The organism is Sulfitobacter sp. KMM 9851 (assembly GCF_057178245.1).
On sequence record NZ_CM169991.1, the window covers coordinates 2,096,878 to 2,110,684 of the forward strand.

12 protein-coding genes are annotated in these 13,807 nt (G+C 59.6%); 6 read left to right on the forward strand and 6 right to left on the reverse strand.

The annotated features are described in order from the left end of the window. Positions 1 to 20 precede the first annotated feature (20 nt). The 4 genes from AC1965_RS10375 to AC1965_RS10390 form a co-directional block, all read right to left on the reverse strand. Entirely contained in the window at positions 21 to 2,732 is a 2,712-nt protein-coding gene (locus AC1965_RS10375; protein WP_483883797.1) for an ATP-binding protein, read from the reverse strand. Next, positions 2,732 to 3,022, reverse strand: coding sequence for a hypothetical protein (locus tag AC1965_RS10380; protein ID WP_483883798.1), 291 nt, complete (start codon positions 3,020 to 3,022; stop codon positions 2,732 to 2,734). Before AC1965_RS10380 ends, AC1965_RS10375 begins: the two co-directional genes overlap by 1 nt. A 9-nt stretch (positions 3,023 to 3,031) precedes the next feature. Beyond that, positions 3,032 to 3,400, reverse strand: a complete 369-nt coding sequence (locus AC1965_RS10385; protein ID WP_483883799.1) for a response regulator transcription factor — start codon at positions 3,398 to 3,400, stop codon at positions 3,032 to 3,034. Positions 3,401 to 3,503: 103 nt separating this feature from the next. Beyond that, complete coding sequence (locus AC1965_RS10390; RefSeq protein ID WP_483883800.1) at positions 3,504 to 4,799, reverse strand: helix-turn-helix domain-containing protein; 1,296 nt, start codon at positions 4,797 to 4,799, stop codon at positions 3,504 to 3,506. A 232-nt stretch (positions 4,800 to 5,031) separates the two neighbouring features. Here AC1965_RS10390 and AC1965_RS10395 point away from each other — a divergent pair, with 232 nt between their 5' ends. The 5 genes from AC1965_RS10395 (at position 5,032) to AC1965_RS10415 (ending at position 10,308) form a co-directional block, all read left to right on the forward strand. Continuing rightward, a complete protein-coding gene (locus AC1965_RS10395) occupies positions 5,032 to 6,378 on the forward strand; it encodes a substrate-binding protein (protein WP_483883801.1) in 1,347 nt (448 codons plus the stop codon). A 107-nt stretch (positions 6,379 to 6,485) separates the two neighbouring features. Beyond that, positions 6,486 to 7,514: a branched-chain amino acid ABC transporter permease gene (locus tag AC1965_RS10400; protein ID WP_483883802.1), complete on the forward strand. Its 1,029-nt coding sequence runs from the start codon at positions 6,486 to 6,488 to the stop codon at positions 7,512 to 7,514. 3 nt (positions 7,515 to 7,517) lie between these two features. Beyond that, positions 7,518 to 8,717, forward strand: a complete 1,200-nt coding sequence (locus tag AC1965_RS10405) for a branched-chain amino acid ABC transporter permease (RefSeq protein ID WP_483883803.1) — start codon at positions 7,518 to 7,520, stop codon at positions 8,715 to 8,717. An 11-nt stretch (positions 8,718 to 8,728) separates the two neighbouring features. Continuing rightward, complete coding sequence (locus AC1965_RS10410; protein ID WP_483883804.1) at positions 8,729 to 9,493, forward strand: ABC transporter ATP-binding protein; 765 nt, start codon at positions 8,729 to 8,731, stop codon at positions 9,491 to 9,493. 62 nt (positions 9,494 to 9,555) lie between these two features. After that, positions 9,556 to 10,308: an ABC transporter ATP-binding protein gene (locus AC1965_RS10415; protein ID WP_483887027.1), complete on the forward strand. Its 753-nt coding sequence runs from the start codon at positions 9,556 to 9,558 to the stop codon at positions 10,306 to 10,308. Positions 10,309 to 10,360: 52 nt separating this feature from the next. Here the strand turns inward: AC1965_RS10415 and AC1965_RS10420 are convergent, their stop codons facing one another. Both AC1965_RS10420 and AC1965_RS10425 read right to left on the reverse strand, forming a co-directional pair. Beyond that, complete coding sequence (locus AC1965_RS10420; protein WP_483883805.1) at positions 10,361 to 11,311, reverse strand: LysR family transcriptional regulator; 951 nt, start codon at positions 11,309 to 11,311, stop codon at positions 10,361 to 10,363. Positions 11,312 to 11,642: 331 nt separating this feature from the next. Further along, positions 11,643 to 13,151 carry an AMP-binding protein gene (locus AC1965_RS10425; RefSeq protein ID WP_483883806.1) on the reverse strand — a complete coding sequence of 503 codons (1,509 nt, stop codon included), beginning with the start codon at positions 13,149 to 13,151 and terminating at the stop codon, positions 11,643 to 11,645. 148 nt (positions 13,152 to 13,299) lie between these two features. Here AC1965_RS10425 and accB point away from each other — a divergent pair, with 148 nt between their 5' ends. Next, positions 13,300 to 13,797, forward strand: a complete 498-nt coding sequence (gene accB, locus AC1965_RS10430) for an acetyl-CoA carboxylase biotin carboxyl carrier protein (RefSeq protein WP_483883807.1) — start codon at positions 13,300 to 13,302, stop codon at positions 13,795 to 13,797. Positions 13,798 to 13,807 lie beyond the last annotated feature (10 nt).

The following is a 13,807-nucleotide window of genomic DNA, read 5'->3' on the forward strand; positions in this document are numbered from 1 at the left end:
GGAATTGGTTACCATCGCATTTATGATAGGCGATCAAGTGGCACTGGCGGCGCCAAGGGCAACCGCAGACGGAAACCGGTGCCATCCAGATCGGGCCGGTAGGTAATGTCACCACCCAGGCGCGTCATGATTTCGCGGCAGATGGCAAGGCCAAGACCCGCGCCTTCACCCTCTACCCCGCTGATACGAGAGAATTTTTCAAAAATTAGCGCCTGCGCGTCGGTCGATATCCCGACACCGTTATCGACAAAATCAATCTGCACCGCGTCGGTTGTGCGTTGGACAGTGATCGTCAGTCTGGGGTCATCTGCGGCACAGTATTTTCGGGCATTGGCGACCAGATTGATGAAAACCTGTGCCAACCTGTCCAGATCGGTGGTCAGGATCACATCGTCAGCGGCCGGGTCACGAGCAACCGACAGCGGCTTGGCCGCGCCCGCCTGCGCCGTGGTCACCGCCTGATCCAGCACCAAACCCAGATTTCCCCGCCGCAGGTTCAGCGTGACCTGACCGTTTTCCAGCACAGACAGATCCAGCAAATCGTCCAGCAACCGCGTCAGGCGAATGGTTTCGGTATGGATGATCGAGGCATAACGGGTTTTATCCGACGCCAGCAGGCCCTTGGCGTCGCGCAGAATTTCCGAAAAAGATCGGATCGAGGTCATCGGCGTGCGCAATTCATGGCTGATCTGGCTGAGAAAACTGTCTTTTTGCAACGACAGTTGCGTCAGCTTTTCATTTGCATCGCGCAGTTGCGCTGCGGTTTCTGTCAGTTCGCGCGATTTGGTTTCGAGCTGACTGGAGTATTCCAGCATCTGTGCGGATTCGTCGGCAACCGCCAGCAGGTCGTGGACCGACACAGAAGCCCCCCCGACGATCTGCGCCACCATCGCATGGGCGGTCGCCGCCCCGACCGAGGCGGCCAGTTCACGTTCCAATGCCTGCACAAACTGCGGGGTTGGTTCCGGCAATCGCCTGCCGTGTCCCTGTGCGCGCGCGGCGGTGGCAAAAAACGACTGTGCCTCGGCCGCGCCCAGAATGCGCTGCGCCATGATCATCAGGTCCTCACTGCCCGCGACAGAGGCCGTCCACCCCCGTGCGGGGCTGGAATGATCAAAGACATTCACAAACTGCGCGCCCTGCAAGCGTTCCAGCGGCGCGGGAAAGGTAAAGAGCGAGACACCAATAAATATCAAGGAGTTGAGCGACAGGCTCCAGACAACGGCGTGCACCGTCGGGTCCATTCCGGTGACGCCAAACAGGGCCTCGGGCCTGAGCCAGAACAGGCCAAAAAGCCCCGTCTGCAAGGTGGCAGGCGTCAGGACGGCGCCCGCGCCAAAGCTGGGCAGCAGCATCGTGAACACCCAAAGGGCAAAGCCGACCCCCAGCCCGCAGAGCGCCCCCATCCGCGTGGCGCCGCGCCAGAAAATCCCGCCCAGCAGGGCGGGCAGAAATTGGGCCACGCCGCCAAATGAAATCGTGCCGATGGCCGCCAATGCGCCGCTGCCGCCGGAGGCGCGGTAATAGAGGTATCCCAACGCGATGATAAACAGGATCGACAGGCGCCGCGCGAGGATCACGACACTGCGCACGTCACCCGATTGTGTGGCCCCATCGCGGCGCAGCGTCAGCCATATCGGCATGACGATATGGTTGCTGACCATGGTCGACAGCGCCAGCGTTGCCACGATCACCATCGAGGTCGCCGAGGAAAAACCGCCGAGAAAGGACAGCATCGCCAGACCGTTGTAGCCTTGGCTCAGCGGCAGGCTGAGCACGAAGAGATCCGGGTTGGACCCTTCGGGCATCAGGTCTAGGCCCACGACCGCGATCGGCACGACAAACAGGCTCATCAACATCAGGTACAGCGGAAAGGCCCAACTGGCGATTTGCAGGTGTCGTTCGTCATCGTTTTCGACAACCAGCACCTGAAACATGCGCGGCAGGCACAAAAATGCGGCCGCCGACAGCATCGTCAGCGCCGCCCAGCGGCTGCCTTGGACCTCCCATTGCCCGATGTCCGACGCGTCAATGCGCGCAAAGGTCTGCTCAAGCCCGCCAGCCAGCCCCCAGACGACGAAAATCCCCACCGCCAGCAGCGCCAGCAGCTTGACCACGGCTTCGACAGCGATGGCGATGACGACGCCGTGGTGGCGTTCATTGACGTTCAGGTTACGGGTGCCGAACAGAACGGTAAAAAGCGCCAGCCCGGCCGCGACCCACAGCGCCGCCTGCCCGCGATTGATGACGTCGCTGCCGGCCTCGACCAGTGGCACATTGGGGGCGGCAAAAATCGACAGTGACAGGATAACAGATTGCAATTGCAGGGCAATATAGGGTGTCACACCTATCACTGCCATGACCGTGACGACGATCGCCAGCGTGTTGGATTTGCCGTAACGCGATGAAATCAGATCGGCAATCGAGGTCACGCGGTGGCTGCGCCCGATCCGCACCAGCCTCCGCAATATCCACCACCAGCCGATCATTACCAATGAGGGACCGAGGTAGATCGTGACATATTCCAGCCCCGAGCGCGCAGCATATCCAACCGCGCCGTAAAACGTCCAAGCGGTACAATAGATCGACAGCGACAGCGTATAGACCAGCGGCGAGCGCAGCAACCAGCCGCCCCGCCCCCGCAATGCCGCGCGTTCGGCGGCAAAGGCCACGATAAACAGCCCCGCCACATACAACAGGCAGACGATGACGAGCTGGTTCAGCGACACCATTACGGATCGGGCTTTGTGCGGGGGGCGGCGCCGTCGACCGGATCGAGGGTGCGCCGCCAAAGCGCCCATGTGGCGATGATCAAGGCAGCCCAGACACCAAATAGATAGCGCAGCGCGACGCCTGTGGTGACGCGGTCAGATGTCAGCGCATCGGCACCGTCGGGCGGCACGGGCCACAGCAACGGTACCATCCACAACAGCAGCCCCAACAGCGGCAGCAGGCGTACCGCATCCATCATCCGGCGCAATCGGTAGCTGCGGCGCTCAAGAAAGATGGGGGATTGCGCCATTGCCCCGCCTCAACCTGAAGTCAGATCGCGCACCGCATCCAGCATATCGGCATTGGAGAACGGTTTGGTCATAAAGCGGCTGACGCCGGCCTGTTCGGCCATCACCCGGTCACGGCTTTGGCCGCGCGCGGTCAGCATCAGAATCGGCAGATTGGCCAGCGCCGGATCGGCGCGCAGATCATGCAGTATCTCAAACCCACTGCGTCCGGGCAGCATCACGTCTAGCATCACCAGATCGGGTGCTGCCTTGCGGATCAGCTCGACCGCGGTGGCGCCATTGGCCAGTGTTTCCACCCGCCAGCCTTCTTGTGACAATAGAAACCGTATGGCCTCGGCGATGTTCACCTCATCCTCGACCAGCACAACATGTTTGCCCATCGGCAATCGTCCTCCCCCTCAGGGTGCGCACCGCCCTGTCTTGGTGCAGGGTCGTACGTACCGCCGTGCAGGATGCATCGGATTGGGGCGTCTGTCAAAAGGCTCAGATTCCTTCGCTGACGATGGAGGGTTCGCGCCGCGCCCGGCAGTTGGTCTGCGGGCAAATGCGGCAGGTCGAGCCGACAGGCTCCGCCGGTCCCTGCCCGGCAGGGGCGGGCAGCAACAGCATCACGGCCTGGCTGAGCGGTGGGGTGTTATAGGCAGGTGCCGCTTGAACCTCGCAGATGGCGAAACTGTCAAACTGCGCCTGCCCCCGCCCCAGTTGCCCCAGACGCTGTGCCACGACAAGACCGGGCTGGCCCAGCACGGCAAACAGCGGCCACAGCGGGCAACAGGCGCCAAAGCGCGGCACCGTAAAACCGTCGACGGATTTGCGAAAGGTGACAGTGCCCGACCGGTCGCAAACGACCAGCCCCGCCCCGAGGTCAGGCATCGCCGCCAACCGCCGCAGCACGCGGCCCATCGGTTGCTCAAGAACCCGTGCCAGCCGGGCGGGGTCAACACCTTCGCCCTCGATCGCCTTTGCCAGCCGCACCAGCGGCAGCATGGCCGCGTCGCGTGCCATCTGTTGCAGCACCCCGGTGGCGATGTGGCGCGCCGAGGGGGATTTTAGCGTCTCCGCCCCGGCCACCAGGGCCGCGATCTCTGTCGCCGTGTCGGCTTTGCGCTCAAAGGTCTCAAAATGATAGTCGTGCTCGGTCAAAAAGGCTTCGACCTCGTCTTGTGGCGAGCTGACGGCCTGTGGGGTTTCCGCGTCCGCGTCGAGATAGGCCACCAGGGCCTGCGCACTGTCGGACAAGCGGCGACTGTCCTGATGGATATTGGCGTGGAACCGGTCGCGCCATTCGGGTTGTAGCGTTTCGGTTTCCGCGAGAATCGCAGCGGTGGAGCGGATGGCAGCGGCGGTGCTGAGCAGTTCATGCATCGAGGCCGCGAGATGCGGATCATGCGCCAGCCGATCGGTCAGCGCCTCGACCGTTTGCTCCAACATGGCGATGCGGCGCTGGGTGCCTGCCAGAACGTCGGCCCATCCCGGAAAGCGACCGGCAAATTCGTCGGCGCGGTCCGCCTCCGGCCCCGCAAGACCCGCGTGAACGGCGGCCTCGCGAAGTGACGCGATCAGCGCCGCTTCGGCGCCTTCGGTAAGGGCCTGAGGTTCGACCCCGAGGGCGGCGGCGATATTAAGCAGCAGTTTGCCGCCGATTCTGCGGCGGTTATGCTCGATCAGATTAAGGTAACTGGCCGATATGCCGATTTGCTGCGCCAGATCGGCCTGCTTTAGCCCTGCCATCACCCGCCGCTCGCGGATGCGACTGCCTGTCAATGCCTCACGTGCCATCGGCAACTCCTTTGGGTTTGTCGTGTATTTTCAACGCGTTTCTGCGCTGCAATATCATGTTCTTTACAATCCAGCTAACTAATTTGCGAAGATATTTACAAATTAATCGTTTTTAACAAGGGACTTATTGCTTGGTTTTCAGTTACCGCGCGATAACTAATTTGCACAATTGTGCGTTGTCCAGCCGGGGAGGAGAAGCCCGCTGTACAATTTCAAAAATTGGGAGGAATTCATGTCATTTACAAAACTGACACGTCGTGGGCTGATCCAAACCGGCGCTATCGCCGGGGCTGGTCTGGCGCTGCCGACGTATCTGCGCGCCGATGCGCATGCAGGCTATCGCAACGCCCCGACGGGTGCCACGGTCACGCTCGGCTTTAACGTGCCCCAAACTGGCCCCTACGCTGATGAAGGTCTCGACGAGCTGCGCGCGCAGGAACTGGCAGTTGCGCACCTTAACGGTGAGGGCGATGGCGGCATGATGAACACCTTCAGCTCCAAAGCGCTGAAAGGGAACGGTATTCTGGGCAAAAAGGTCACTTTTGTGACGGGCGACACCCAGACGAAATCAGACGCCGCACGGGCGTCAGCGAAGTCGATGATCGAAAAAGACGGCGCCATCATGATCAACGGCGGATCGTCCTCGGGTGTCGCCGTGGCGGTTCAGGGCCTGTGCCAGGATGAGGGTATCATCTTTATGGCCGGTCTGACCCATTCCAACGACACCACCGGCAAAGACAAAAAAGCCAATGGTTTCCGCCACTTCTTTAATGCCTATATGTCAGCGGCGGCCCTGGCACCCGTGCTCAAGAACGCCTATGGCGCCGATCGCCGCGCCTATCACCTGACGGCGGATTACACTTGGGGTTGGACGCAGCAGGAATCTATTGCTGCGGCGACCGAAGCGATGGGCTGGGAAACTGTCAACAACGTGCTGACGCCGCTGGCGTCGACAGATTTCAGTTCTTACATCGCGCCGGTGCTGAACTCGGGTGCTGATGTGCTGGTGCTGAACCACTACGGCGGGAACATGGTCAACTCGCTGACCAACGCGGTGCAGTTTGGCCTGCTCGACAAGGAAGTAAACGGCAAGAAGTTCGAGATCGTTGTGCCGCTTTACTCCGAGCTGATGGCGGCGGGTGCCGGTGCCAACGTGCAGGGCGTTATCGGGTCGATGAACTGGAACTGGCAGCTTCAGGATGAGGGCTCCAAGGCGTTTACTAAATCCTTTGGTGAAAAATACGGTCGTCCGCCGTCCAACTCCGCGCACACCTGTTATGTGCAGACCCTGCTCTATGCGGATGCCTGCGAACGTGCGGGTACGTTCAACCCCTGCGGTGTCGGCGAGGCACTGGAAGGGTTCGAGTTTGACGGTATGGGCAACGGTCCCACGCTGTACCGTGCCGAAGATCACCAGTGTTTCAAGGACGTGTTGGTCATGAAGGGGTCGGAAAACCCGACCAACGAATATGACACGCTTGAGATCGTCGAGCAAACGCCACGGGCGCAGGTGGAGTACGCACCGGATCATCCGATGTTTGCCGGCGGCGAGCTGGGTGAATGCAATCCCGGCGCCTGATCACAGGTAAACAACGGGTGCGCGGTGGCATTAACCTGCCGCGCGCCCGACCCACAAGCACGCGCGGATTACTGGCTGCGTGAACACTTTCCTTAACGGTGGGGTCCATGGACGCAATCCTTCTTCAAATTCTCAACGGCCTCGACAAGGGATCGGCCTATGCGCTGATCGCGCTGGGTCTGACGCTGATTTTCGGCACCCTTGGTGTGGTCAATTTCGCCCATGGGGCGCTGTTCATGATTGGGGCGTTCTGCTCTGTCACCCTGCAACGGCTGCTATCGCTCAGTGTTGAGACGCTTAGCGACACGCAGAAGGATTTTCTGGGCAACCCGCTGAAGGTCAAGACACCCTATGTCGAGAACTGGTTTGGCCCTGAGATCGGCAACGCGATCATCGATTGGTCTGTGCCGCTGGCGATCCTGTTTGCCATACCCGTGATGCTGCTGATCGGTTTTGTGATGGAACGCGGGCTGATCAAGCATTTCTACAAACGCCCCCACGCAGACCAGATTCTCGTGACCTTTGGCCTGGCCATCGTGTTGCAGGAAGTGATCAAATACTTCTACGGGGCCAACCCGATCCCCACCCCCGCGCCCGAAGTGTTCAAAGGCAGCTTTGATTTCGCGCCGCTGCTGGGGCTTGATACGTCGCTTGCCTATCCGTACTGGCGACTGGTTTATTTCGGCTTTTCGACCATCATCATCGGCGCCGTCTTTGCCTTTCTGCAATTCACGACCTTTGGCATGGTGGTGCGCGCCGGTATGGCGGACCGCGAGACCGTGGGCCTGCTGGGCATCGACATCGACAAACGCTTTACCATCATGTTCGGCATTGCCGCTGCCGTGGCAGGTCTGGCAGGTGTGATGTACGCGCCAATCAATTCGCCCAATTACCACATGGGCATGGACTTTCTGGTGCTGAGTTTCGTGGTCGTCGTGGTCGGGGGCATGGGGTCACTCCCCGGTGCGGTGCTGGCCGGGTACCTGCTTGGTATCCTCGAAAGCCTCGCTTCGATGAACGAAATAAAAGACATCATCTACGGTATCGACCAGATCATCATTTACGTCGTTGCCATTGTCGTGCTGCTGACCCGCCCGCGCGGGCTGCTGGGCCGCCGCGGCGTGATGGAGGAATAAGACATGCTTGGACTAGAAAAACGCGACACCCTGCTGCTGATCGTGGTGATCATGCTGACGCTGTTCGCCCCTTTTATCCTGAACCCGTTTCCGGCGAATTCTGCGATGGCGCAGTTTAACGCGGGCTATCCGGACCTGATGCAACGCTTTGTGATCTTTGGCATTTTTGCCATCGGGTTCAACATCCTGTTTGGTCTGACTGGATACCTGTCCTTTGGCCATGCCGCATTTCTGGGGGTCGGTTCCTACTCTGCCGTGTGGATGTTCAAACTTCTGAGCTATAACGTGGTGCCCGCGCTGATCCTCAGCGTGATCATGGCGGGGCTGTTTTCGGCGCTCATCGGGTTTATCAGTCTGCGGCGGTCGGGCATCTACTTTTCCATCCTGACGCTGGCCTTTGCACAGATGTCGTTCAACCTGGCCTATTCGGTGCTAACGCCAATCACCAACGGCGAGACGGGGTTGCAGATTTACACCTCTGATCCGCAGTACCTGCAATCGGCCAGCGCGCCCAACTTTCCCAACCTGTTTGGTGCGGCGATGAACGACTCGACAACGCTGTTCTTCGGGCCGTGGTCGTTCACTTTTTCCGTCGGCTACTACTTTTCGGCGGCGTTTCTGGTGCTGGCCTTCTACATCGCGATACGCATCTTTCGATCGCCCTTTGGCATGATGCTGCGGGCGGTGAAATCGAACCAGCAGCGGATGAATTACACCGGCTTGAACACGCGGCCCTACACGCTGGCGGCCTTTGTCATCTCGGGCATGTACGCCGGGCTGGCCGGTGGCCTGCTGGCCGCGATGGACCCGCTGGCAGGCGCGGAACGGATGCAATGGACCGCCTCTGGCGAGGTGGTACTGATGACCATTCTGGGCGGTGCGGGCACCTTGATCGGGCCGGTTCTGGGCGCGGGGTTCATCAAATATTTCGAAAACATCTTTGCCAAGATCAACGACAATGTGCTGCACAGCTGGTTTTCCTTCATGCCCGATGGCATGGAAAATTTCATGGTCACGATCGTGCATCCGTTTGTCGGCAAGGGCTGGCACCTGACGCTGGGCCTGATGTTCATGCTGGTGGTCATTTTCCTGCCCGGTGGTCTGGTCGAAGGCGGGCAGCGTATTGCCCGGCTGTTCCGCCGCAAGCCTGCACAGTCGGCATCGGAAAAATCTGCCGAAACCCATAACACACCTGCCGAATAAGGACGTACATCATGGCCATTCTCGAAGTCAAAAATGTCGGCAAACGCTTTGGCGGGTTGCAGGCGCTGAACGATGTGAACCTACAGGTTGCCGAAAACACGGTACATGCGATCATCGGCCCCAATGGGGCGGGGAAATCGACGCTGCTGAACTGTCTGGTCGGCAAGCTGATCCCGGATACGGGGTCGGTCATGTTTGACGGACAATCTGTGCTGGGCCGAAAACCATATGAAATCAACCAGATGGGCATCAGCCGCGTTTTTCAGACACCCGAAATCTTTGGTGATCTGACGGTGATGGAAAACATGCTGATCCCCTGTTTTGCCAAACGTGACGGCGCGTTCGAGCTGAGCGCCTGGTCGCGGGTGATCAGCCAGCAGGATGTCATCGACAAGGCCGAGGAGATGCTGCACGACATGAAGATGATCGACAAGCGCCACATGCACGCCGCAGCCCTGTCGCGCGGTGACAAACGGCGGTTGGAGATTGCGATGTGTCTGGCACAAGACCCCCGGCTGCTGCTGCTGGATGAACCCACGGCGGGCATGGCACGCGCTGACACCAACAACACCATCGACCTTCTGAAACAGATCAAGGATGAGCGTGACATCACCATCGCCATCATCGAACACGACATGCATGTTGTATTTTCATTGGCCGAACGCATCACCGTGCTGGCCCAGGGCACCCCGCTGGTCGAGGACACGCCGGACAAGATCAAGGGCCATCCCAAGGTCCGCGAAGCCTATCTGGGCGAAAGCCAAGACGCCGCATGAACCGGGGCCGCCCCCTGCCCCTGCAAATCCGCAGGCCACCTGCCCGCCGCGAGGAATAAATGATGACCACTCAGACGCTGAACAAAAACGCCAACCACGCCGCCACCGCGCCCGCCTTTCTGTCGGTCCATGATGTGCATGCCTACTACGGCGAAAGTTATATCGTGCAGGGCGTCAGCTTTAACGTACATGAGGGTGAAATCCTCGCGCTGCTCGGGCGAAACGGGGCCGGAAAGACATCGACCTTGCGGACAATTGCGCGTGTGGCTGACCCCGAATTGCGCAAAGGCGAAATCTGGCTGGATCATCAACCGCTGCACCGGATGGCCAGCCATCAGGCGGCGGCTGCGGGCCTTGCTCTGGTGCCAGAGGACCGCCGGATCATTGCCGGGCTAACCGTCGAGGAAAACCTGAAGCTGGCGCAGATTGCCCCACCGATCGGCTGGTCACTGGACCGGCTTTACGACCTGTTTCCACGGCTGGGCGAGCGCAAAAATCAGGAAGGCACCACATTGTCGGGCGGCGAACAGCAAATGCTGGCCATCGCCCGCGCGCTGGCGCGGGACATCAAGGTGTTGCTGCTGGATGAACCCTACGAAGGGCTGGCCCCGGTCATTGTGGATGAGATTGAAAAGACACTGGCGCTGATCAAATCGCAGGGCATTACCACGATTCTGGTAGAGCAAAACGCCGTGCGCGCGCTGAAACTGGCCGACCGCGCCGTGATCCTTGATACCGGTGGCATCGTATTCGACGGGACCGCCGCAGAGGTGTTGGACAACGCCGAACTGCGGGCGGAGTATCTGGCGATCTGAGCGGTATCGCACGAAGCGCAGCTTGGAGCCCAAAGCGGTACTGCCGATCTGCTTACTTGAAGGTTGCGGCGTAGCGGGGCGCAAAGAACTTGGTGAATGCCTTGATCTCTGGGCGCCTATACGCGTCTGGTGCGATCAGCATCAGGTGCGATCGTGACAGCTCGTCGATGTCGCCAAAGCAACGGACGAGAGCAGTATCAAACTGAGCCTGTCTCAGGTTGACGAGGCCCAAACCATGGCCAGCTCTGATCGCTGCCTGCATCAGATCTACGTCTCTAAATGACATGATGATCTGGTCCGGTGATACGCGTTCTGACAACCAACCATGAAGATAATCGGGCACGTCAGCATGCTCAAAAGTTACGAAACGGTGACCCCGCAGATCGTCAGGGGATTTCGGCAAGCCGAACTTGTCAGCATATCTTTGACTTCCAAACAGCGCCCATTTCGCAGTGCGGATGGTACGGCAGATGAGGCGTTCATCCGGTTCGTTCGCTGTGACCCTTATTGCGATGTCCGCCTCGCCTTCTGAAAGGTCCAAGATCTTCACACTGGCAATGAAGTCAAAAGCAATATCTGGGTTCGCAGCAGAAAAGTCGCTGAATATATCCATCACAGCATTCGAGAAGAAACCCGGCGATGTGATGCGGATCGTGCTTGGTTCCTTAAATTCCTGTGACTTTTTCGCAAACTTGTCAGCGGCTTCTTCCATATCTTCTGCCAAATGAAGCAGGCTGCGCGCTGCATTCGTTGGCGTGAAGCCTCTTGTGTCGCGCTCGAACAAGACAAGACCCGTCGCGGCCTCCAGTGCTTCGATGCGCCGCGCGACAGTGGGTTGAGACATGCCCAGCATGCGGGATGCCGCTAAGGTCGAGCCCGCCCGAACAACCGCAAGAAACACTCGAACGTCTGACCAGTTCCTGAATTCGCTCTTCATTTTTGAATAACAGCACGAAATCTGACTCGATACCAGAACCGCATGAGGACGGGTAATATCATTCATAGAATTGAACCCGAGAGGATTGCCAGATGAATTCCGTTGCATCCCAAGCGCCCGCAAGCTGGAAACCGTTCAGGTTTCTAAAATCCATTGCGTCAATCACAAGGAAGAAACCTGTGAACACGGCCAGTGCCCAAGCAGAAAACCGGATGCGACGCGCGTTTATTCTTGAGATGATGGAGGCACATCCGGAAGCATTCCAGCACGAATTGGACGTTCAAAACATGATGCACTTCTACCCGTCGAGATTCTGACCGATCGTATCGACGAAACCGATTTGACGCGCGCTGTTAGAACGGCAGCATTGTCCGCATATCGGAACTCTAGCCAGCACCTACCGCCCCTCCTTCAGCATCCCTCGCAGTTCCGTCTTCAACACCTTTCCGTAGTTGTTCTTTGGCAACTCCCCGATCCGCAGGTAGGTCTTGGGCCGCTTGAAACGGGCGATGTTCTCCAGACAAAGCGCGTCCAACTCGGCATCAGACGCCTCCCCCACGACGAAGGCGACCACATCCTCACCCCATTCCGGGTGCGGCCTGCCCACCACCGACACCTCGCGCACGCCGGGGTGTTGCAACAGCACCTCTTCTACCTCGCGCGGATAGACGTTGGACCCGCCGGTGATGATCAGATCCTTGCTGCGGTCCTGCATCGTGACATAGCCGTCCGCGTCGAGAAACCCCATGTCGCCGGTCAACAGCCAGCCGTCTTTCAGTGTCTTGGCTGTGGCGTCAGGGTTGTTCCAGTAGCCGGGCATCACCGTCTGCCCGCGCACCATGATTTCGCCGTGTTCGCCCGGCGGCAGTGGCGCACCGCTGGCGTCGCCGATCCGCACCTCGACCGCCGATTGCGCATGGCCGACCGAGGCCAGCCGCGCACGCCAACGCGGGTGGTCGCGGTCCGCCACATCGCCCCGCGGCAGCACGGTAATACCCATCGGGCATTCGCCCTGCCCGTAAATCTGGACGAAGATCGGGCCAAAATGGTCAACCGCTGCGATGATATCCGCAGTGTACATAGGGCCACCGGCATAGACCACGGTCCGCAATCCGGTGCCGCGCAGGTCCGCCGCGCGGGCGCTTTCGGTCAGGCGTTTGACCATCGTGGGGGCGGCAAACATATGCACGTCGCCAAAATAGGCGGCGAGGTCAAAGATTTCGGCCTCATCAAACCCACCCGAGGGCGGAAACACATGTCGCGCACCAACGCGTACATGCATCAGGTTATAGATACCCGCCCCATGGCTGAGTGGTGCGGCATAGAGCGCGGCGTCCGACGCATGTACCTGATCTGCATCCGCCTCGTAACACAGCGCCATCGCCATAAGCATACCATGGGTCATCATCACGCCCTTCGGTTTGCCGGTGGTGCCGGATGTATAAAACAACCACGCCAGATCGTCCGGCCCCCGGTGGGCGATCTGCGTCACCGGCGGCCCCGCCAGAACCGCGTCGAACGCCTGCCCCGGCGCCACAGTTATCTGACACGTCACCCCTGCCTCAGTCAGCGCCTCTGCCAGGTCTTGCGTGGCAAAAACGTGGTCCGTCCCGGAATCAACCAAGATGAACGCCGCTTCGCGACCGTGAAGTTTGGCATTGATCGGCACCACGGCTGCACCCGCATACCAGATGCCGTAAAAGACAATCAGATACTCCGGCACGTTCTTCATGAATATCGCAACCCGGTCGCCGGGCATTACGCCCCGCGCGTGCAGCCAACCCGCAACCGCCCGCGCGCGCGCATCAAAATCGCCATAATCCGCAACCGCCTCACGGCCTTCAAACAACGCCGGGCGGCCTGTATCCAATGCCGCACGACGCGCCAGCCAATGTGCCAAATTCATCTGCATCCCCCTGGTTTTTGAAAACATGCCAAGCGGCGCGGCGCAACACAACAGGTGGCTTTCCATGCTCGGGCCCATGGCCTATAAGCGGGAACAATCATACGCGCAGCGATAACGCTGCCAGCCTATCGAAATCTTCGAGGACACAATGACAAAAAACACCCATGATGCAGATGTCGCCTTTATCAAGGCGCTGGCCGAATTGCTGAATGAAAACGATCTGACGGAATTGCAGGTCAAACGCGACTATGCCGAAGACGACAGCCTGAATGTGCGGGTCAGCCGCAAACCGCCGCAACAGATCATGGCGCCCCAACAGCAGTATCAGCAAGCGGCCCCGATGACCGCAGCAGCACCTGCCGCCGCTGCCGCATCAGCCCCTGCGCCAAGTGACGCAGACCCAGCCGATCACCCCGGTGCCGTTGCATCGCCGATGGTCGGCACTGTCTATATGCAGGCCGAACCAGGTGCACCTGCGTTCATTTCGGTCGGCGCTTCTGTTGCCGAGGGCGACACGTTGCTGATCGTCGAAGCGATGAAGACAATGAACCACATCCCCGCCCCGCGGGCCGGTACGATCAAGCGCATTCTGGTGGGTGACGGCGACGCGGTAGAATTCGGTGCGCCGCTTGTGATCCTGGAATAAGGATCGAAAC